We start from the raw sequence: 20,908 nt of genomic DNA, 5'->3' as shown, positions 1-20,908 counted from the left end.
CCGGTCAATGCCCGGACGACTCCTTGTGGTTGTCCAGGGTTTCAAGCAAGGCCACCTGCATCCGCGTATGCAGGCGGATGAACCAGCGCCAGAGCAGTGCCGCCACGGCAGTCGCCACCACGGCGATCAGTACGAGCAACTTGTTGGTCGGCAGAATGCTGGCCGACAAGGCCGCCAATAGCAGGAAAATCACCAAAAGCGAGAGAATCGGGATCACTTCGGCGATCACCCGACGCACACGCTGGGTGTGGCGGCCAGCCATCTCCGGCTTCACGCCCATTTCCGCCAGCAGCATCGACAGCGCCTTGAGTTTGCGGTACGCGGCGATCAGGAACGGTAGCGACAGCAGCAACGCCCCACCCCAGATCAGTGCTTTCTGCCAGCTCGGGTCGCTGATCCAGGCTTGCAGGTAAGCCGACATCCGTTCGGCAAAAAAACCACCCGAGACAAAAATCGCAATCACCAGCGCCAGGTTGACGCCGACCTGCAGCAAAATCCGCCGGATCATCGACGCCACCATCGCCCCTTCACCCTGGGGTTGGATGCTACGCAGCCATTCCCCGTACATCCCCAGCACCCGCGTCAGGCGCTGCGGCATGACCGTTGCCAGCTTGACGGACAGCGGGTCGGCAGCCCGGATCAGGTACGGTGTCAGCAGCGTGGTCAACACCGAGACGGCGACCGCGACCGGATAGAGGAAATTGCTGGTGACCTGCAGGGTCATCCCCAGCGAAGCGATGATGAAGGAAAATTCGCCGATTTGGGAAAGCCCCATCCCAACGCGCAGCGAGGTGCGTCCGTCATTGCCGGCGATAAAGGCACCAAGGCCGCAGGACAACATCTTGCCAAGCACCACCGCGCCCGTGATCACCGCAATCGGCCAGGCGTACTGCAGCAGTATCGCCGGATCGAGCATCAACCCGATGGCGACGAAGAAGATCGCGCTGAACAGATCACGCACCGGCTCCACCAGGCGCTCGATCTTCAGCAGTTGCCGGGACTCAGCCATGATCGCACCGATCAGGAACGCCCCGAGCACCATGCTGTATTCCAGTTTCACCACCAGCAGGCAGAAGCCGAAACACAAGCCCAGTACGGTAATCAGCAGCATTTCGTTGCTGTCGAACTTCGCCACGTAGGCCAGCACCCTCGGCACCAGCAGAATGCCGATGACCAACGCGACGATCATGAACAGCGACAACTTGCCGACGGTGGAAAACACTTCGCCGGAGCTCACGGTGCCGCTGACGGCAATGCTCGACAGCAAGGCGATGATGCCAATGCCCAGGATGTCCTCGACGATCAACACCCCGAAAATCAGCTGGGCGAAGCGCTCGTTTTTCATCTTCAGGTCATTGAGCGCCTTGACGATGATCGTGGTGGAGGAAATGGCCAGGATGGCGCCGAGGAACAGCGAGTCCATGGTGCTCCAGTCGAACCAGCGGCCGATTTCGTAGCCGATCCAGATCATCAGCACAATTTCGAGGAACGCCGCGATGAAGGCCGTGGCGCCGACCTTGAACAGTTTGCGCAGGCTGAATTCCAGGCCCAGGCAAAACATCAGGAAGATCACCCCGAGCTCGGCCAGGGTCTTGATCGTGTCTTCGTCATGGATAAAGCCGAACGGTGGCGTGTGCGGACCAATGATGAAGCCGGCCACGATGTAGCCCAATACCACCGGTTGTTTGAAACGATGAAAGAGTACGGTCACCAACCCCGCCGCCATCATGATGATCGCCAAATCCTGGATGAAACTGATGGCATGCATGTCGGGGCTCCCTGTTCAAAAATGACTCACTGCAGAGCTGGAGAAATCCGTTTCCTCTGTAGGAATTGCCCTCGCAACGGGCTTTTGAAGGGTAACACCGCGACTTCCGACAAAAAGACGGTGCAATATATGGAAACAGATCCATCGGCGCGTGACGGCAACCACAGGCGCAGCGTCCCGATATCGTGTGGTTTTTAAAACCTGGTGACCTGTTCGCAGGCCACCCCTAGCACCCGCAGAGGTGCCTCCCGAATGACTGCCTTGAACCGTGAGTACGTTATGGAACCCGGAAACGCCCAGCTGTCGATGACGGTGTTGATGACCCCCGATATGGCCAACTTCTCTGGCAATGTCCATGGCGGCACCTTGCTCAAATACCTCGACGAAGTCGCCTACGCCTGCGCCAGCCGCTACGCCGGACGCTACGTGGTGACCCTGTCGGTCGACCAGGTCATCTTTCGTGAGCCGATTCATGTCGGCGAACTGGTGACCTTCCTGGCCTCGGTGAACTACACCGGCAACACGTCGATGGAAGTGGGCATCAAAGTCGTGACCGAAAATATTCGCGAGCGCTCGGTGCGCCACACCAACAGTTGCTTCTTCACCATGGTTGCGGTGGATGACCAACGCAAACCCGCGACCGTGCCGCCCTTGCAGCCGCAAAACAGCGAAGAAAAACGCCGCTACGAACAAGCCCAGCAACGCCGGCAGATCCGCCAGGAACTGGAGAGGCGCTACCAGGAGATCAAGGCGGACGGGCCTTAATCGGCCGCCGGGAGCGCGCTTGCTCGCGATGGCGGTGTCACAGCCAGCATCGATGTTGAGTGTGATGGCCTCATCGCGAGCAAGCTCGCTCCCACAGGGATTTGCAGCATCTCCACGGGCGATCAGAGGCTGATTGGCACAGCCTCGAAGCGCACCCGTGGATGGGCGATCCGGTCCTGGGCGCGGACCAGTTCCAGCTCGTAGCTGGTACAGGCCTGGGTCTCCAGCAACACTTCGTGCACCGCCGCGGCGGTGAATTCGAATGCCGCGACCAAACTGTCCCCCAGCAGAATCCGCGCCAGGAACAGCCCCGACGTCAGATCGCCCACCCCCACCGGCTGGCGCGGGAAAGCCAGCAGTGGACGACGCAGGTGCCAACTGTCATTGGCGGTCACCAGCAGCATTTCGAAACTGTCATCGGGTTTGCCGGGGTAGGCCAGGTGCTTGACCAGCACCGCCTTCGGGCCACGGGCCAGCAACGCGCGGGCCATGGCCAGGCAGTCCAGCAACGACTGCGCCTTGCGCCCCGAAAAACTGTCCAGCTCCAGTTGGTTCGGGCACATGAGGTCCGCCACGGCAGCGGCTTCTTCCAGGAGAAATTCGCTCACCTCGGGCGCCACGATGCAGCCCTTCTCAGGGTGCCCCATGACCGGGTCGCACAGGTACAGCGCCTTGGGGTTGTCGGCCTTGATCCGCGCCACGCCCGTCAGAATCGCCCGCCCCTGAGCCGCGTTGCCCAGGTAACCGGACAACACCGCATCGCAATGCCCCAGCTCACCGATAGCGGCAATGCCATCTACCAATGCCGGTATCTGCTCTGGCGCCAACACCTCACCGGCCCATTGGCCGTACTGGGTGTGATTGGAAAACTGCACGGTATTGAGAGGCCAGACGTTCACGCCGACCCGCTGCATCGGAAACACCGCGGCGCTATTGCCAGCGTGACCGAACACCACGTGGGACTGAATGGCAAGCAGATGAGGCGTACGTTTCATGCGGGAAGTTTCCGTAAAACGATTGAAATTCAAGCCGCGCAGTATGCGACTAAACACAGCCTGTACGACAGACCGGCGAGACAGTTAAGCTGACAGCAACTTGTTGGAGCACTTCGTTCATGCTGACCCTTGGAAACATCTTCGTGCTGATGCTGCTGGCTACCGGCGGCGCCTGGCTGTGGCACAACCATGGCTTGCGCGAACGGGCGTTGGCGAGGGTCATGCAGCATTGCGCCAACCTCAAGATCGAGCTGCTGGACGGCAATGTAGCGCTGAAAAAAATCGGCTTCGTGAAGGACGCCAATGGACGACGACGCCTGGCTCGCGTCTACAACTTCGAGTTCACCGTCACCGGCGAAAGCCGCCATTCGGGCACCATCACCCAATTTGGTGCCCACAGCGCACACATAGAGCTGGCGCCCTACCCGATGCCCTTCGAAGAAACACCGCCAGCGCCCATCGAACCGGTCCAGACCAGGCCCAGGGCTGAAGTCATCGAATTGAGCCAGTGGCGCCAGGAACACAACAAGTGGAAGCCTTGAAACAAGGCTGATTCAGGAACATCGACAACTCACCAGACCGGCTTTCAGGCGATCGACGTCTTGCGGCTGATGGAAAATCAGCTCGACCCGAGAATCCTGGCGCCACTCGCTGGTTTGCCAGCCCAGCGCCTCCCCCTCCAACGCATTGGCTGAAACCCAACCGTCGCGGCTGTAGATAACCATCTTCGCCCGTTTCCAGCCCTGGTCTTGTAGCCATCGCGTCAGCGCCGCCGCGTCGAATCGTTGGCTTGGGTGCCAGCGCCAGCCGATACTCCAGCCTCCGTCCTGCTGCTGATACAGGCAGATGGGTTGCGTCGGGTCGGTCCAGATGGCCGGGATCTGCCCCAGACTCTTGGGCAGGTTCACGTTATCCACAGACCCGCTGCCCCGAGCCGCCAGGCCTGGCAATCGATCGATCGGTAATGCCCCGTGTTGCGTCCAGTACAACGCAGACCCTGACAGTTGCGCCGTCACCCGTTCGCGATCGGCTTGCGTGAGGCGCTCGGATTTGTTCAGCACCAGCAGTCCGGCATCCGCCAGGGTTTGTCGCTGCGCATCGGGCAAGGGTTTGCCGTCCGCCATCGCCCGGGCATCCAACACCAGCACACAGGGTTGTACCGCGAGCACGCCGAGCCAGGGCGCTTCACTCAGTTGCCGCATCAACTGTGCCGGATGACCCAGGCCCGAGGGTTCGATGAACAGCCGATCCGGCCGGGCCTTGCGCAGCAAACGCCCAAGACCGATCTGAAACGGCGCGCCATTGACGCAGCACAAACAGCCGCCGGCCACTTCGCCCAGTGCGATACCATCGCCAGCCTGGGTCAGCAGCGCGGCATCCAGGCCGATCTGGCCGAACTCGTTGATCAGCACCGCCCAGCGTTCATTGGCCGGTCGCTGGGCCAGCAGATGCTTGATCAGGCTGGTCTTGCCGGCGCCCAAGGGGCCGGCGATGACATGGGTGGGAATGTGCTGCAACATAATCGACGGCTTTCGAAGGAGGTGAACATGCGATTGATCGGCTGGTTGTTACTGGCACTGACGTCGGACCAGGCGCTGGCCCAGGCCTGCGTGGTTCACAGCCAGGCGGAGCGACTCGATGTGAAAGTCTGCCAACAGAACCGCAGCATTCCGCAGAAGCTGTTTGCCGATGGCTTCTGCCAGCCAAACCTTGCCGGCCAGAAGGTCGAGGTGCAATACGTCGATCAATGCCCTGGCGGCGCGTTCGGCGTGTGCAGCAACGCCCAGGTCGCCAATATGCCTTACCGCCAGGATATTCACTATTACGGCGTGGCGACCGATGCCGCGTACCTGCAGCCATTTTGCGAAGGGCAAAGCCAAGGCACCTGGCTCAAGCCCTAAGCCAGCCAATCCAGCGTGAGAATCAGGCGACGCTCTCCCGGCGCAGGCGCCGGCGAGCGATGGATCAGGCCGAACCCCTCATTACCGTGCCATTTCTCGCCTTTAAGCAAGCCGACATCACCGCAACCAAACTGCTGGATCACGCGCGGATCAACCGGCTCTGCCTCTGGCTGCGCCAGGTGCCGACGGTCCATCGCCTCTTCCTTGAGCCACTGGCTGCCGACGCCCGCATAAGTGGTCAGCAGCCGCACCGGTACGTGGTCAACGTGGAAGCGCGGGCACATGGCCTTGTCCAGCGTGCGCAGGCGCAGACCGACACGTTGCGCGCCCAACAGGCAGGCAAACGCACAGACCAGCCAGGAAACATCGGCGATAAAGCCCTCATAGCCCTGCAGGTCACCGAAACCCGCGGCCAGACCGTGCAGCGCTGGCTGGGTGTCTTCCTCTGGCAAATCGAGCACCCGTGATTCAGCCAGCGGCTGGTCCATCGCCAGCACCATGGCCGCAAAATCGCTGATGTGGGCGGGAAGCTGACGCTGCCAGACCGCCAGGTTGGTGCCGTCGTCCAGGATCTGCGTGAATACCCCTGGCGCATCACCTTGGACCTGTCGTACCTGCGTCGCTCGTTTCAGACTGGGCGCCAGCATCACGCTGCAACCTCTTCATGCCACGGCCCGAACGGATCCGGCAACAAGCGCCAATTTTCGACCCCGAGGGCCATTTCCGCATCGGTGAGCAGGCAAGCGTCCAGTTCAGCGGCGAGTTGGCCAAAATCAATGTCCTGGCCAATGAAGACCAGCTCCTGGCGGCAATCGCCTGTGGCAGCCAGCCAGTTCTTCATGATCGCCGCGGTGCTCTCTTCATCCTGCGGCCATTGGTTTTTCGGCACGAACCGCCACCAGCGCCCGGCGAAGCCATGTCGCATCAAGCCGCCAGCCTGAGACCAGCTGCCCGCCTCCTCAGGCTTGCTGGCCAGCCAGAAGAACCCCTTGGAGCGCAGGAGTTTGCCATTGGGCCACGGCCGGTCGATGAAGTTGAAGAACCGCTGGGGATGAAACGGTCGGCGAGCCCGATAAGCAGTCGAGGCGATGCCGTATTCCTCGGTTTCTGGCACGTGCTCACCGCGCAGTTCCTGTAGCCAGCCAGGTGCCTGGGCGGCGCGTTCGAAGTCGAAAAGGCCTGTGTCGAGGATTCTGCCCAGTGGCACCTGCCCCATGACCATCGGAATGATCTGCGCCTGGGCGTTGAGACGCTGCAGAATCGCGGTCAACTCTTCCCGCTCATGCTGGCTGATCAGGTCGATCTTGCTGATCAGAATCACGTCGGCAAACTCGATTTGTTCGATCAGCAGATCGGTGATCGAGCGCTCATCCTCCTCACCCAGGGTTTCGCCCCGTGACGCCAGGCTTTCGGCGGCCTGGTAATCCAGCAGGAAATTCACCCCATCGACCACCGTGACCAGGGTATCGAGTCGCGCCACATCGGCCAGGCTTCGGCCCTCTTCATCCCGAAACGTGAAGGTTTCCGCCACTGGCAGCGGTTCGGAAATACCGGTGGACTCGATCAGCAAGTAGTCGAAACGCCCTTCCCTGGCGAGTTGCCCGACTTCTTCGAGCAAGTCCTCGCGCAACGTACAGCAGATGCAGCCGTTGCTCATTTCCACCAGTTTCTCTTCGGAACGACTCAGGGTGACATCTCGCTGGACTTCGCTGCCATCGATGTTGATCTCGCTCATATCGTTGACGATCACAGCAACCCGCAGGTTGTCGCGATTCCGCAGGACGTGATTGAGCAGTGTGCTTTTACCGGCACCGAGGAATCCGGAAAGTACGGTGACGGGAAGACGATTGGGCATCAGGTATATCCTCATCGGGCGGCCGCTTCGATGACGGCTCGTTTTCAGGGTTTGGTTGTTTTTATGTTATAGTATAACAATACAGTTCAACCAGCCCCGCCGCTCCTCATTCGTCTGAGTTCCATCCATGCGCAATCCTCTGAAATTTGTTTTTGCGGGCTCATTGTTGCTGTGGGCGTCAGGCGCTGCTGCCCAGAGTCCGCTCTTGGCAAACTGCACCCGTAGCGCGAATTTGCTGGCGTGTGTGGATATGCAAGGCAATGCCTATAGCGTTGCGACGGCTGGAAACACTATTTACTTACGCGGCTTTGAAGCAGCCAGTCGCCGCTATTGGGCGCAAACGAACAGCCGTTATGGTCAGCTCACGTTCTTTACCGGACTGGCGTCGGATGGAGAAAGTTGGGTTGGATACAGCCGGCGTGTGGGCTGGACAACCCTCAATCGTTTTTCCAGCTCGGGCGGTAGCACCGGTGCATTTACATGCGGCCGCATGAACGGGTGCCAGGATTCATCGCGTTAATGTTTCACGTGGAACGTGAACATGCGGGGAGATGAAACTCCTTTCATGGAAAAGGTTTCTTGAAATTAACTGTTATACTATAACATCTAATTTTAACCTTCGATGGGCCTTGACCATGAATGCGTTAACGCTGCCCGATGTGGCTGCGCAGGTTTCACATCAAACCCTACCCCTTGATTGGGTAGGCATGTGTGGTATCGCAACGCCGGTGTTGATTGATGGCCAGCGCCTCAGCGCAACGGTCGACGCCGGTGTGAGCCTCGATGACAGCGAGGCACGCGGCATTCATATGTCGCGCTTATATCTGGCGCTGGGGTTACTGGAAGAGACGCCACTTTCTCCAGCGCTATTGCGCCGAATCCTGGAGCAATTTCTTGATAGCCATGAAGGCTTATCCCATGCGGCTTCGCTCAGCGTGCATACCAATCTACTGCTCAAACGTCCGGCGCTAATCAGCCCGTTGGCAGGCTGGAAAGGTTATCCGGTGAGCATCGAAGCTCAGTTGAAAAACACAATGTTCCACGTGGAACTGAAAATTCAGATCCCCTATTCCTCGACTTGCCCTTGTTCGGCAGCCCTTGCCCGGCAGTTGATCCAACAGCAATTTGTCGACGACTTCGCTAACAAGAAACTTGAGCATGCCGAAATTCTCGCCTGGCTGGGCTCATCGAACGGCATTGTTGCCACCCCGCATAGCCAGCGCAGCACGGCGACTTTGACCCTGCGTCTGGACACCGCTGTCGACGAATTACCACTGCAGTCATTCATCAACCAAGCCGAAGCAGCCCTTGGCACCGCCGTGCAGACCGCCGTGAAACGCGCCGATGAACAAGCCTTCGCCCTGGCCAACGGGCAAAACCTGATGTTCTGCGAAGACGCCGCGCGGCGATTGAGCACGGCCCTGGCCCGCTCATCGGAGATCACCGCCCTGGATGTACGCGTCGTTCACGCCGAAAGCCTTCATGCCCACGACGCCGTGGCGCAAAGCCGCTGGACCCGGGAGCCATCATGATCGACTGCCAAGCACTGCGCTGGGGTGCACCCGGACAACCCCTCACCCCGCCCCTCGCCATGGAGCGACCGGCAGGCAGCCTCACCGCCATCATCGGTGCCAACGGCTCGGGCAAAAGCAGCCTGTTGAAAGTGCTCGCGGGGCTGCAAAAGCCGCTGGCCGGCAAAGTCGCCTTGAATGTTCCACGACGTGGTGGCGTCTCATTCATGCCCCAGCAGCAACATCTGGATCGGCAATTCCCCATCAACTTGCAAGACCTGGTGGCGGCCGGTTCTTGGGGCAATCGCCACACGCCAGCCATGCGTAGACAGTTACTGCAGACCGTACTGGACGATTGGGCATTGAACGGCCTTGAGCAGCGTCCGCTCATGGCGCTGTCGGGAGGCGAGCTGCAACGCGCCCTGCTCGCTCGCCTGAGCCTGGCCGAAGCGCCCTTGCTGTTGCTCGACGAACCCCACGCCGCCCTCGACGAACAAGGCCAGGCGCTACTGTGGAAACACATCCATCGCTGGCACGCAGCAGGCCGAACCCTCGTAGTGGTGTGTCATGATCTGGCAGCGGTACGCCAACATGTCCCCCATACGCTGCTGATCAAAAACACCGGCTGCGTGCTGGGCCGCAGTGTCGATTTGATCGCCCAACAACCCCATGCGTGGGTGGCCTGATGCTCACGGCCACGCATTTCTGGCAACCCTTTCAAGAGTTCGTCTTCATGCGTCGGGCCCTGCTGGGTGGCCTGGTGTTGGCGTGCAGCACGGCGCCGTTGGGGGTGTTCCTGATCCTTCGGCGCATGAGCCTGATCGGTGACGCCGTGGCTCACGGCATCCTGCCCGGCGCCGCCCTGGGCTTCTGGTTTGCCGGGCTGAGCCTGCCCGCCTTGACCCTGGGCGGCCTGGGCGCGGGCCTGAGCATGGCCGGGCTTGCCGCCTGGATTACCCGGCGCACCGGCCTACGAGAGGACGCCAGCCTCGCGGCGATTTATCCCATTTCCCTGGCGGCCGGCGTGTTGATCCTCGGCATGGCCGGCAAACGCCTGGACTTGCTGCACCTGCTGTTTGGCTCGGCCTTGGCGGTGGACGGCCCCACACTCACCGGCATGTTGTGGGTTTCCGGCGCCAGCCTGGTGGCGATGGCGTTGATTTATCGACCGCTGCTGCTCGATACCCTCGACCCGCTGTTCCTGCAAACCGTCAGTCGTCTCGGCCCGTTGGCCCACGGCGTGTTCCTGACCTTGGTGGTGCTGAACCTGGTGATCGGTTTCCAGGCCATCGGCGCGTTGATGGTCGTCGGCCTGATGATGCTGCCGGCCGCCGCGTCGCGATTCTGGAGCCGTCGCCTGCCGCTGCTGATGCTAATCGCCGCGCTGCTCGGTTGCCTCTCGGTTTGGCTCGGCCTGCTGTTGTCGTTCTATTACTCACTGCCCAGCGGACCGTCCATCGTTCTGGTGGCGGGCGTGTCGTATCTGCTGTCGGTGGTATTCGGGCCGGTGCACGGTTTGCTGCGCCGCCCGCCCTTGCTCACATCCCAATGAGGTGTTTCCCGATGCGCGTACTGCTCGTGCTAATCAGTCTGATGCTGTCCATGTCCCTGTCCGCCGCCGAAAAACTCCAGGTGGTGACCAGCTTCAGCATCCTCGCCGACATGACCCGACAGGTCGGTGGTGAGCATATTCAAATCACCAACATGGTCGGGCCGGACGCCGATGCACACACCTACGAACCCACCCCAGACGACGCCAAGGCATTGCTCAGGGCGAAACTGATCATCAAGAATGGCTTGGGCTTCGAGCCGTGGCTGGACCGCCTGGTGACCAGCACCGAAACCAGCGTCCCGGTGATCAGCGCCAGCCGTGGCGTCATCCCCCGGTCACTGGATGAGGACGGTGAGACCATCCCCGACCCGCACGCATGGCACAACCTGGCGAACGCCGAGCTGTATGTCAGCAACATCACCAAGGCACTGGAAGCTGCCGACCCGGCCAACAAGGCCGACTACGAACGCAACAGCCAGGCATACCTGAAGAAAATCTACGCCCTACTCGCCGAAGCCAAGGCCAAGCTCGGCGCATTGCCTGCCGGTAATCGCAAGATCGTGACGTCCCACGATGCATTCGGTTACCTGGGCCAGGCCTATGGCATCGAGTTCATGGCGCCCCAGGGGTTATCCACCGAACGTGAACCGTCGGCGGCAGAAGTCGCGGCACTGATTACCCAGATCCGTCAGGCGAAAGTCAAAGCGGTGTTCATGGAAAACATCAAGGACGCGCGCCTGCTCAAGCAGATCGCCGACGAGAGCGGCGCTCACATCGGCGGCACGCTGTACTCCGACGCACTCGCCGCCAGCGGACCGGCGAGCACGTTCACCGGCCTGTTCGAATACAACCTCAATACGTTGTACGAGGCACTGAGTCGGCCTTAGAGCCTGTGTGGGAGCAAAGCTCGCGATGAACGGTGACGTCCTTGGCGACTCACCGAATTGTCTGCATCGCGAGCAAGCCTGGCTCCCACAGGCTCACCAAGCGATTATTTCAAATGAGCTTCAAGCCCTCGGTTTGACCGTCCCGCAATCCTGCCCCAGCCAGACCGCGCGAGTGTCGAGGCTACCGTTCTGCTGGATGCCGGTGGCATTGAACGTGCCGTTGACCTTGGTGGTGAATTCACGATCACTCTGGAATGTCGCGACCCCATTACCCTGGGCTTTCGGGCAACTGAAGCGAAACTTCCACTGATTGCCGGTGCGCTCGGTGATCTGCTGCTTGCAACCCGATTGCGGGTCTTGCAGCGGAATGTCATTGGTTTGCACCTGCGCCGGGGTCAGGCACACGCGAATGCCTTTACCCCCCATGGTAATCCCCTGCTTTTCCAGCATCGCCCGTTGCTCCGGGGTCATCTGGGTTTGCAACTGGCCGAGGATCAGTTGCAGGTCCGGCAGGTTCTGGTTATCGACCTTCATATTGCTGGTGGTCAATTCCCACAAACCCGGCTGGAGCATCTGCGCCTGAGCCGCCATCGGAACCGACAAACCCATCGCCAAGGCCACACCCAGCAGACGAACATTCATTACACGAACTCCAGAGGACAAGTGGCCGTTAGACGCCTTCCACGGGGTTCGGTTCAGGGCCCGGACCTGTGAATTAAATAGCGACATTCGTCACGGAACATGGTCTGTTAAGCATTGAAACTTCAGGAGCAAGGCTGCCCCATGGATTATTTCGGCCCGCATGTTTTCGGTTACCTGATCGCGCTGCTCCACACCCTGGGTTCCATTGCCGCCGTCCACGCCGTGCTGACGGTGCGCACCGCCCAAGGATCGATTGCCTGGGCCCTGTCGCTGACCTTTATTCCCTACCTGACGTTGATTCCTTACCTGGTGTTCGGCCGCAGCACGTTCGATGGTTACATCAAGGCTCGCCGGCAAGCCAACGAAGAAATGCGCAAGGCAATCTCCGAGTTGAACTGGCGCCCCTGGGTCGAAGAAGCCCTGACCGCTCGCGCCTCCCAGGCCTATGCCTCGTTACGGGCCATGCCGAAACTCGGACGCACACCGTGCCTGGCCAATAATCAGGTGCGTTTGCTGGTCAACGGCCACGCCACGTTCGAGGCGATTTTCCAGGCCATCGAGCAGGCACGAGAGGCCGTGCTGATCCAGTTCTTCATCGTCCATGACGACCGCCTCGGTCAACGCCTGCACACGCTGCTCTTGAAGAAAGCCGCCGAAGGCGTGGCCGTGTACCTGCTCTATGACCGCATTGGCAGCCACTCCCTGCCCCACCGCTACGTGCAAGCCTTGCGCGACGGTGGCGTCCACGTAAAAGCGTTCGCCACCCGCAGCGGCTGGCTCAACCGATTCCAGGTCAACTTTCGCAACCATCGCAAGATCGTGGTGGTGGACGGCGTGCAAGGCTTCGTCGGCGGGCACAACGTCGGTGACGAATACATGGGCGATAAACCACCCTTGGCGCCCTGGCGCGACACCCATGTGCAAGTGTGCGGGCCGGTGGTGGCGAGCATGCAAGAGTCGTTCGCCGAAGACTGGTTCTGGGCGGCCCGTTCCCTGCCCCCACTGATCCTGCCGGACAGCTATCCGGACGATGGTGTGCTTTGCCAGTTGCTGGCCAGCGGCCCGGCCGACGCCTATGAAACCTGCTCGCTGTTTTTCGTCGAGGCCATTCACGCCGCCAGCGAGCGCGTCTGGATCACCACGCCCTACTTCATCCCCGACGAAGCGGTGTTCGCAGCCTTGCGCCTGGCGGTACTGCGCGGCGTGGATGTGCGCATCCTGCTGCCCTCGCGGCCCGACCACAAGATCGTCTACGCAGCGTCCAGCCTGTACGCGTTTGAAGCGGTACGGGCCGGTGTGCGGATGTTCCGTTATGGGCCGGGCTTCCTGCATCAGAAAGTGGTGTTGATCGACCGGGAAATCAGCGCCATTGGCAGTGCGAACCTGGACAACCGTTCGTTCCGCTTGAACTTCGAAGTCATGCTGCTCACCGTGGATATCCCGTTCGCCAGTGAGGTCGAGCAAATGCTTGAAGAGGACTTCGCCCAAGCCCAGGAAATCGACAAACAGGAAAGCCGGGAGACCCACCGCCTGCAGAAGGTCGGCATGCGGATCGCCCGGCTTATTTCCCCGATTCTCTAAGGGGTGTAGATGTCGTCGCGGGTCCATGGCAGCTCATGGCTACCGTCGGCATGGGCCTTCACCGCCAGGATCTGATGCAGGTTGATCCAGCCCTTGGCGAACGCGTAGGCGCACCCGGCCAGGTACAGACGCCAGATCCGCAATGCCTGCTCCGGCACTTCCTTCGACGCTGCCTCGAGGTTGTCCTCCAGGCGTTCACTCCAGTGATCGAGCGTGCGTGCATAGTGCATGCGCAAGCTTTCCACATCGACGATCTCCAGCCCCGCTTCACTGATCTGCGCGGAAATCATCGACAGGTGCGGCAGCTCGCCGTTGGGGAATACGTACTTCTCGATGAACTCGCCCGCGCCGCGACCGACCGGACGCCCGTCGGTGTGCTTGGCGGTGATGCCATGGTTCATCACCAACCCACCTTCGCGCACGGCGCCGAACAGCGTCTTGCAGTACTGCTCGAGGTTGGCGTGGCCGACATGCTCGAACATACCCACGCTGACTACTTTGTCGAAGCGGCCGTCCTGGGGCAGGTCGCGGTAGTCCAGCAGTTGCAACTCGACCTGATCCTCCAGGCCTTCGGCCTTGACCCGTTCCCGGGCCAACGCCAGCTGCGCCTTGCTCAGGGTAATGCCGAAGACTTTGGCACCAAACTCCCGCGCGGCATAACGCGCCAGGCCGCCCCATCCGCAACCGACATCCAGCAGGTAGTCACCCGGTTGCAATCGCAGCTTGCGACACAGGTGGCGAAACTTGGCTTGCTGGGCCTGCTCGAGGGTTTCGCTGCCCGTCTCGAAATAGGCACAGGAATAGGCCATGTCGCTGTCGAGCCATAGCTGATAAAACGCGTTGGAAAGATCGTAGTGGTAGGAGATCGCCTTGGCGTCGGTTTCCTTGTCGTGGACCGAGCGCACCGGCTGGTTGTCGGGATCGTCCTCGACCAAGGCCTGGCTCAATTCATCGCAGACCCGAATGACTTCGTGGATCGGGCCTTCGAGTTCCAGTTTACCTTCGACAAACGCCGCCCCCAATGCGTCCAGGCTGGGGTGGGTGAATTGCGCGACCATTTGTGGGTCCTTGACCACAATCGTGACGCTGGGGTCGGCCCCCAGTGAAAATTCATGGCCATCCCAGAGCCGCAGCCGAAGCGGTAAATGCAGATTCTGTAAGGCCGGTGGAAGTTGCGCGAGCATGGAAAATCCCCCTTGTTTCAGACGTCTGAAATGAGGGTAGACCATGCTAGAAAAATAGCAGGCTATCGAATTTATAGCCTTTTTCTATCGCTGTCCCAAATCACTCCTGTGGCGGGTAACTCCTGCGCTGGCACGCCCTCTCCAATAGCAGACTGCAAGTACAACGCGCAGTTCGCTGACCCTACCCAACGGTGCCCTTCGCTTGGATCTTGAGCAGTGGCTCCTGGAACCGCAGCAAGCGCCCGGCATTACCTAACACTAGCAGGGTACTGAGATTGTGCAGCAGCGCAGCGATCATCGCCCCCGCCGCGCCAAGCCAGCCGAAGGCGGCAAAGGCAACGATGGCCAGCGTCCAGCCCAGGCCAATGATCACGTTGACCTGCAACGTGCGCCGACACTGGCGACTCAATCGTACGCAGGTGCCGAGGCGCCGCAGGTCGCTGCCGATCAGCACGATGTCTGCTGACGCCAGGGCGATGTCTGCACCACCGGCTCCCATGGCGACGCCCACCACCCCGGCCTTGAGCGCCAGGGAATCGTTGATGCCATCGCCCACCACCATCGGGCGGAACCCATGGTCGATTTCTGCCATGACCCGCTTGAGTTTGTCTTCCGGCAAGGCCTGGGCTTGCACATCGCCGATGCCGACATCCCGGGCCAGGGTCGTGGCCACGCTCTGGCGGTCGCCGGTCAACAGCAACTGACGGCCCAGACCCAACTCGCGCAACTCGGCCATGGCCACCTGTGCCTCCGGCTTGACGCTGTCGGCCAACAGCAACCAGGCGAGGAACTGCCCATCCAGCGCCAGACCGGCAATCGGGCCGTCGTGCTCAGGAACCGCTGGGGTTTGAATGCCCAACTGTGCAAACAACTCCGGCCGACCGAGGGCCGCTTCGCCCTGAGCCGTCATCGCGACCACACCCAACCCCTGGCGCTCACGAATGTCCGTCAGGGCCAGGCAGTTGTCCTGTTCCACCAGCCCCGCCAAGGCACGACTGACCGGATGACTGCTGGCCGACCCGAGGCTGGCAGCCAGCGGCAGCAACAACGACGCGTGAGCATCCTGGGCAGGTTCGATGGATTGCAGGCGCAACACGCCATAGGTCAAGGTGCCAGTCTTGTCGACGACCAACGAGGTCAGGTCCGCCAGTTCTTCCAAAAAGGCCGAGCTGCGGATCAGGATCCCGTGGCGCGCCGCCACCGCGATCCCGGCAATGGCGGTGGCCGGCGCCGACAGCACCAACGCGCAGGGACACGCCGCCACCAATACCGCCAACATCGCCTGGGCATCGTTGGTCACGAACCAGGTCACTGCCGCCAGTAACAACACCAATACCAGGTAACTGCCGGCGTAGCGTTCCAGCAAACGGGTGATGGGTGGCTTGGAGCGTTCGGCGTTTTGCATCAGGGCGATGACCTTGCCCAAGGTGGACTCTTCGCCAGTACGGGTCACCTCCAGGCGCAGCAGGCCATCGAGGTTGATCGCACCACCGAAGACTTCCGTGCCAACCACCGCCTCCAGCGGCACCGACTCACCGGTGATGGGCGCGGTGTCGAGGCTGGCCTGGCCGGACAACACCCGACCATCGGCCGGCACCCGGTCACCGGCGCGCACCTCCACGACATCGCCGACCTGGAGCGTCGCGTTGTCGACGTCGATGATCGAGCCGTCGGCCTGTACCTTGCGACCTTGGCTACGGGTCAGTTGGCCAAGGGCATGGATCGCCTCTTGGGAACCGATGACACTGCGCTCTTCCAGCACATGGCCGAAGATCATGATGATCGGCAGCAACGCCGCGGTCAGCAGATCGCCGGTGGCCCAGGCGCCGAGCATCGCCAGGGCGATCAGTTGGTCAGTGATTCCGTGCAGGCTTGGGTACCGCAAGCTGTACCAGGCCGAACGCATCACCGGCACCGCCACCAACAGCGAGGCGAACCCCAACAGCAGTTGGCTGACGCCGCTCTGCTCTGGCGACCAGCCGCGCCATGCCAGGCCCAATGCGAGCAAGCCAAGAGCGAGCATCGCCAAGGTCAGTTGCCGGGCGGCGATGCGTTGCTCCGCCGAGGACAGCATCGGTACAGCAGGCGTTCGAGCGGTCATTGGCCGGCTCCCTGGATGATCAGCCGAGAGTCGTCTTTCGGGTCGACCGTGGTCACTGAACCGGCCTGGCGAAGGATGGCAGGCATGCGTTCGCGATACAGGCGCAGCAGCATTTGGGGATCGCTGCCCTGGGTCTTCGCCAGCCCGAGTACCGTGGCCGTGTCGGCCGAAGCCTTGGCAAGCCGCTCGCTGGCCTGGGCATGGGCGACTTGCACGGCACGGTCAGCGTCCTGGCGGGCGACCTGGGTGAGTTTTTCCGCTTCAGTCCGTGCGTTGGCCACGGCTTTGTCGGCCTGCTGGCTGGCGGTCAATACTGCATTGAAAGCACTCACCGCCGGCCCGGGCAGACTCGATTGCACGTCGACCCGCACCACTTCGATGCCCAGCCCCTGCCCCGTCGCCGCCAGGTCAGCCAGGCGTCGGTTAAGCCCCTGAACCAGATCGCCTCGCAAGCGTTCGCGGCGCTCGGCCGCCTGGTTGTCACTGCCCATCAGTTCGGGGCGAGCCACCAGAATGGTGTCCAGGTCCCGGGCCGCGGTCAGGGCCACGGCACTGCGAGTCGCCAGTCGGTCCAGTGCCGGCAGGACATGTTCGCCTTGCAAGACGAAAGCGTAAGGGTCCGTGACCTTATAGAACACCCGCACATCCAGTTGCACCACACCGGCATCACCGGTCAATAAATAACCAGAGCCGGCCAATGCATCGCTGACCGGCGTGGCGAAACTGGCCACACGATCAGCCTGCAAGGCCGCGTCCGAGCGCAGCAGGTTTTCCACCCGCCGTTCCAGCACCCGATCCGCTGCTGGCAGCAGGATCACTTGTTCCACGGGGCGCGGCCAAGCCAGCAAGAGGCCGGCATTCTGGATACGATCCAAGGCGCCGAAGTGCAGCACCACCGCACGACTCTGCGGGTCGATCTGGCGCACGTTGGAAAAGACCCAGGCCAACGCCGCCAACACCGTGACAGCGTAAAGCGCTAGAAACGCCAAACGCCCGGCCTGGATCCACGGACTGGATAACGCATTTGTTCCACGTGGAACCAAACTCATGGTTGTGTTCCACCTTTGCCGTCCATGGAGGCAGGACCGTCCACCAGGACACGGAATGGTGCGGCATCGGTGCGCAAAATCAGCTTGGTGCCTGGGCTGACGATGGTGCCCAAGGTGTCCAGCGAACGGAGCAGGTTGTAGAGCTGGGGAGAGCCGGCGTATGCCCGGCCATAAATTTCGGCCGCGTCTACCCGGGATTGCGCCTCGATATCAGCGGCCTTTACCGTGGCATCGGCTTGCACGACGCGGGCATCACGTTCTGCGGCGGAGCGAATCTGCGCCGCTTCGCGCTTGCCGATGGCGGTGCGTTCGGTGGCGATGGTTTCGCGCTCGGCTCGCATGCGGTCGACCGTTGCAGTCAGCGTTACCGATGGCAAAGTCAGGCGTTCGATACCGACTTGCAACACCCGTACACCGTAAGTGGCAAGCAACTGTTGATCGATCTGCTGACGCAACTGCGCTTCGAAATCGGCAATGCGTACTTGGCTGGCATCGGTGTTGACCAGGTTCGCCAGGTCAAAACTGGCGGCCGTGGTTTCCAGCGCGGAGCCGACAAATGTGCGGATCTGCCGCGCAGCTTCGTCCGGTTGGTTCTGCACCGCGCGCATGAAACGCTGCACGTTGTCCGGGTCGCCCTGGACCTGCCAGGCCACGTAGGCCTGGACAATGATCCGCAGTCCATCGCGGGTACCGACATCCTGCAGGCCGCTTGAGGTGGTGCGCAAGCGCAGGTCCACCGGGATCGCCGCCTCGAACGGCGCCGGCCAGCGCCACCCCAGGCCAGGTTGCAGCAGCACCCGGGCCGGATTGCCGAAACGGGTAATGACCGTGGCCTCCCCCGACCGCACTTGCACCAGGCTCGCGGCCGCGACGGCAAATGCCACCAACAACACGGCCCAGCCCATCCGCCGCCAAGGAAACGGCCCGGCTTGCTGCGGGTCGCCGTGATGGTGGTGATGATGACCATGGTGATGACCGGCATGGCCGTGATCGTGACCGGCGTGATCGTGTGAAGAGGACTGGCTCAATGGGCAGCTCCTGGCGGGACAGGGTTACGCGGCGACGCGGGGTCGGCCGGCAGCGTGAAGGTTCGCAAGTCGATGGTCGGCGCGTTGCTGCTACCGCCCAGGCGATGATCGAGAATCAGCAACTGGGCATTGCCGAGGCCCTGGCTCAGTTGGCTCAAATAATGTTCCAGCACAAAAGCGTGCCCCGCCGTGGCGTAGGCTTTGCGGTCGGCGTTGAAACGCAAATCGGCAGCCTGGGCGGTCGCGTTGATTTCCCGCGCCGTGGCACTGGCCCGGTCATGGGCGATGCTGGCTTGCAATTGCGCCTGGTTGGTCTGTTCCGCCGCCGCGCCACGCTCCCGGGCGATCAATGCCTGGGCGCCGATCTGCGCGGCCTGCACGCCGTGGTAGGCATTGGCCGCACCGGCCGGCGGATGAATCGCCTCCACCACCGTCGCCAGGATTTCCACACCGCTGTCGACAGATTGCAGATCAGCCTGGACAGCGCGACCGATTTCGTCGGCCAGGCTCACGCGGTCGGCACCCAGCAAACCATCCAACGTACGCGAAGCAAACTCATGCACCAGGATGCGGCTGGCGGTGCTGCGGATCAGCGTCGGCACATCGGCGCTGTTGTAAGTCGCCGCCAGCGCCGCGGCATCCGTCAGGCCGATGCGATAGACAAAACGCACATCCATGTTGACGATCTGGAAGCTCTGCTGGTCGGCACGACGGCTGGCAATGACCTGGGATTTGTCGTTCACATGGCTGGCATCCCACAACCGATTGGCAATGGCCGGTGCCGGCCCCTCCGCCGGTTCAGCCTCGACCTCTGCACGACTCTGCGCGACGCTGGTCGCCAGTTCATGCACAACGCCATTCTCGACATTGAGCACCCTGCCCCACGGCCAAGGCAACGCGACATGCAAACCGGGACCGAACACCTCTACCGGTTTACCGAAGCGCTCATAGATGCCCCGCCCCTGCAGCGGCACTTCGTGCACACCTGTCAGCAACCAGCCCACCAGCGCCACTGACGCCAACACCGGCAAGAAAGCCCGACGCATGTAGCTGAAGGCCCAGATCTGGCGCAGGTCGATGCCGAAACGGTTATGCAGTTCATGCTGCAAGGCCAGCCACGGTTGCGGCGGCCAGCGCAACAGATCGGCGATGACACTGCGGCCCAGCAGCGTCGGCTCCAGGGCGTCCCGGCGCGGGATGAACAACGATAGCACCGCGCGCAACAACAACTCCGCCGCCACCAGCCCCGGCAACAGCCCCATCAGCACCGCCAGGCGCACCGGCCAGATGGACGTTTCTGCAGCGAACAGCAAGCACAAGGCGCCAAGCACCAGCACGATGATCGCCACCCGGGTCAGTTGCGCCAGCGCTGGCGCTTCCGGCCACTCCACGGGGGGTTGCTGGGCCAATTGCCGCTCGAACACCAATAACCCGAACGCCAACAACAACGACAGCACCGCCCCCACGCTGGCGGAAACACCGAGGGCGGCAGCCGGCAACTGCAAGTCCCAGGCGTGCTCCAGGCCCAGCAATACCAGCACGGCCCAACCGGCCAGCCACAACGCGGGCGCACCGATTTGCTTGAGCAGGCCGACCGAACGGGCACCGATGCGGTCCAGCAGCCGCTCATACCAACCCAAGTTATCAACAGGCTCGTTTTCCGTCGGCAGGTTATCCACAGCCGGCAACAATGCCCTGCTGCGCCATTGCGTCACCCACCAGGCGGATTGCAAGCCGGCCACCAACACCAACAGTCCCGCACCTTGGCTGACCAGCAAGACCGGCCACAGCGATTGCGGCGAAAACACCCCGATAAAAAACGCCAGGACCAGACCCAATCCCGCCACGCTTCCCAAGACGCAGGCGATAAGCTTCAAGCGGCGCCCTTGAAACGACGCGCGCTGGAAACGCGGCCATTCGGCCACTTGTGCCCCCTCGATATCTAGATCGACTTGCATACCACCCCAGCTTTCGTGGCGATCAAAATCCGGGCCTGTGGGCAGACGCCACCGCCGCTCCGTTACATGCCGTTACCTTATAACGATTACTGTGAAATTTCCGTTTTGAATTCTTCATGACAAGGCCCACG

Annotated in this window: 20 protein-coding genes; 9 read left to right on the top strand and 11 right to left on the bottom strand. The window is 61.7% G+C overall.

Going from position 1 to position 20,908, the window contains the following annotated elements:
* Positions 1-4: 4 nt before the first annotated feature.
* Entirely contained in the window at positions 5-1,768 is a 1,764-nt protein-coding gene (locus tag AO356_RS11990) for a cation:proton antiporter (RefSeq protein ID WP_060739965.1), read from the bottom strand.
* 279 nt (positions 1,769-2,047) lie between these two features.
* Here AO356_RS11990 and AO356_RS11985 point away from each other — a divergent pair, with 279 nt between their 5' ends.
* Positions 2,048-2,533, top strand: coding sequence for an acyl-CoA thioesterase (locus AO356_RS11985; RefSeq protein WP_060739964.1), 486 nt, complete (start codon positions 2,048-2,050; stop codon positions 2,531-2,533).
* A gap of 122 nt (positions 2,534-2,655) precedes the next feature.
* On the opposite strand, the gene pdxY is transcribed toward AO356_RS11985, so the two are convergent.
* A complete protein-coding gene (pdxY, locus tag AO356_RS11980) occupies positions 2,656-3,528 on the bottom strand; it encodes a pyridoxal kinase PdxY (RefSeq protein ID WP_060739963.1) in 873 nt (290 codons plus the stop codon).
* A gap of 119 nt (positions 3,529-3,647) precedes the next feature.
* On the opposite strand from pdxY, the gene AO356_RS11975 reads away from it, so the two are divergent.
* Entirely contained in the window at positions 3,648-4,070 is a 423-nt protein-coding gene (locus AO356_RS11975) for a DUF3301 domain-containing protein (protein WP_060739962.1), read from the top strand.
* 12 nt (positions 4,071-4,082) lie between these two features.
* On the opposite strand, the gene AO356_RS11970 is transcribed toward AO356_RS11975, so the two are convergent.
* Positions 4,083-5,048, bottom strand: coding sequence for a CobW family GTP-binding protein (locus AO356_RS11970; protein ID WP_060739961.1), 966 nt, complete (start codon positions 5,046-5,048; stop codon positions 4,083-4,085).
* A 27-nt stretch (positions 5,049-5,075) separates the two neighbouring features.
* Here AO356_RS11970 and AO356_RS11965 point away from each other — a divergent pair, with 27 nt between their 5' ends.
* On the top strand, positions 5,076-5,429 hold the full coding sequence (locus tag AO356_RS11965; protein WP_060739960.1) for a hypothetical protein: 354 nt from the start codon (positions 5,076-5,078) through the stop codon (positions 5,427-5,429).
* On the opposite strand, the gene AO356_RS11960 is transcribed toward AO356_RS11965, so the two are convergent.
* Both AO356_RS11960 and zigA read right to left on the bottom strand, forming a co-directional pair.
* Positions 5,426-6,076: a DUF1826 domain-containing protein gene (locus AO356_RS11960; RefSeq protein ID WP_060739959.1), complete on the bottom strand. Its 651-nt coding sequence runs from the start codon at positions 6,074-6,076 to the stop codon at positions 5,426-5,428. The genes AO356_RS11965 and AO356_RS11960 overlap by 4 nt on opposite strands.
* Positions 6,076-7,284, bottom strand: a complete 1,209-nt coding sequence (zigA, locus tag AO356_RS11955) for a zinc metallochaperone GTPase ZigA (RefSeq protein ID WP_060739958.1) — start codon at positions 7,282-7,284, stop codon at positions 6,076-6,078. The genes AO356_RS11960 and zigA overlap by 1 nt, the downstream gene beginning before the upstream one ends.
* Positions 7,285-7,411: 127 nt before the next feature.
* On the opposite strand from zigA, the gene AO356_RS30865 reads away from it, so the two are divergent.
* From AO356_RS30865 to AO356_RS11935, 5 genes are all read left to right on the top strand, one after another.
* A complete protein-coding gene (locus tag AO356_RS30865) occupies positions 7,412-7,804 on the top strand; it encodes a glutamine synthetase (RefSeq protein WP_081015350.1) in 393 nt (130 codons plus the stop codon).
* Positions 7,805-7,919: 115 nt separating this feature from the next.
* Complete coding sequence (folE2, locus tag AO356_RS11950) at positions 7,920-8,816, top strand: GTP cyclohydrolase FolE2 (RefSeq protein WP_060739957.1); 897 nt, start codon at positions 7,920-7,922, stop codon at positions 8,814-8,816.
* Positions 8,813-9,481: a metal ABC transporter ATP-binding protein gene (locus AO356_RS11945; RefSeq protein WP_060739956.1), complete on the top strand. Its 669-nt coding sequence runs from the start codon at positions 8,813-8,815 to the stop codon at positions 9,479-9,481. Before folE2 ends, AO356_RS11945 begins: the two co-directional genes overlap by 4 nt.
* Positions 9,481-10,347 carry a metal ABC transporter permease gene (locus AO356_RS11940; RefSeq protein WP_060739955.1) on the top strand — a complete coding sequence of 289 codons (867 nt, stop codon included), beginning with the start codon at positions 9,481-9,483 and terminating at the stop codon, positions 10,345-10,347. Before AO356_RS11945 ends, AO356_RS11940 begins: the two co-directional genes overlap by 1 nt.
* Positions 10,348-10,358: 11 nt before the next feature.
* Positions 10,359-11,234, top strand: a complete 876-nt coding sequence (locus AO356_RS11935) for a metal ABC transporter substrate-binding protein (protein WP_060739954.1) — start codon at positions 10,359-10,361, stop codon at positions 11,232-11,234.
* A 120-nt stretch (positions 11,235-11,354) separates the two neighbouring features.
* Here the strand turns inward: AO356_RS11935 and AO356_RS11930 are convergent, their stop codons facing one another.
* Positions 11,355-11,876: a DUF3617 domain-containing protein gene (locus AO356_RS11930; RefSeq protein WP_060739953.1), complete on the bottom strand. Its 522-nt coding sequence runs from the start codon at positions 11,874-11,876 to the stop codon at positions 11,355-11,357.
* A gap of 141 nt (positions 11,877-12,017) precedes the next feature.
* Here AO356_RS11930 and cls point away from each other — a divergent pair, with 141 nt between their 5' ends.
* Positions 12,018-13,457: a cardiolipin synthase gene (gene cls, locus AO356_RS11925; RefSeq protein ID WP_060739952.1), complete on the top strand. Its 1,440-nt coding sequence runs from the start codon at positions 12,018-12,020 to the stop codon at positions 13,455-13,457.
* Here cls and cfaB read toward each other — a convergent pair.
* From cfaB to AO356_RS11900, 5 genes are all read right to left on the bottom strand, one after another.
* Entirely contained in the window at positions 13,454-14,641 is a 1,188-nt protein-coding gene (gene cfaB / locus AO356_RS11920) for a C17 cyclopropane fatty acid synthase CfaB (protein WP_060739951.1), read from the bottom strand. The two genes, cls and cfaB, sit on opposite strands and share 4 nt — an antisense overlap.
* 181 nt (positions 14,642-14,822) lie before the next feature.
* Positions 14,823-16,742, bottom strand: a complete 1,920-nt coding sequence (locus tag AO356_RS11915) for a heavy metal translocating P-type ATPase (protein ID WP_060739950.1) — start codon at positions 16,740-16,742, stop codon at positions 14,823-14,825.
* On the bottom strand, positions 16,739-17,791 hold the full coding sequence (gene hflK / locus AO356_RS11910; protein WP_060739949.1) for a protease modulator HflK: 1,053 nt from the start codon (positions 17,789-17,791) through the stop codon (positions 16,739-16,741). The genes AO356_RS11915 and hflK overlap by 4 nt, the downstream gene beginning before the upstream one ends.
* Complete coding sequence (gene hflC / locus AO356_RS11905; protein WP_060739948.1) at positions 17,788-18,819, bottom strand: protease modulator HflC; 1,032 nt, start codon at positions 18,817-18,819, stop codon at positions 17,788-17,790. Before hflC ends, hflK begins: the two co-directional genes overlap by 4 nt.
* Positions 18,816-20,777 (bottom strand): protease modulator HflK, encoded by a 1,962-nt coding sequence (locus AO356_RS11900; protein WP_060739947.1) that lies wholly within the window; start codon positions 20,775-20,777, stop codon positions 18,816-18,818. Before AO356_RS11900 ends, hflC begins: the two co-directional genes overlap by 4 nt.
* Positions 20,778-20,908: the final 131 nt, after the last annotated feature.

The organism is Pseudomonas fluorescens (assembly GCF_001307275.1).
Classification (GTDB): Bacteria; Pseudomonadota; Gammaproteobacteria; order Pseudomonadales; family Pseudomonadaceae; genus Aquipseudomonas; species Aquipseudomonas fluorescens_AA.
This window is presented reverse-complemented; position numbering and strand designations above follow the sequence as displayed.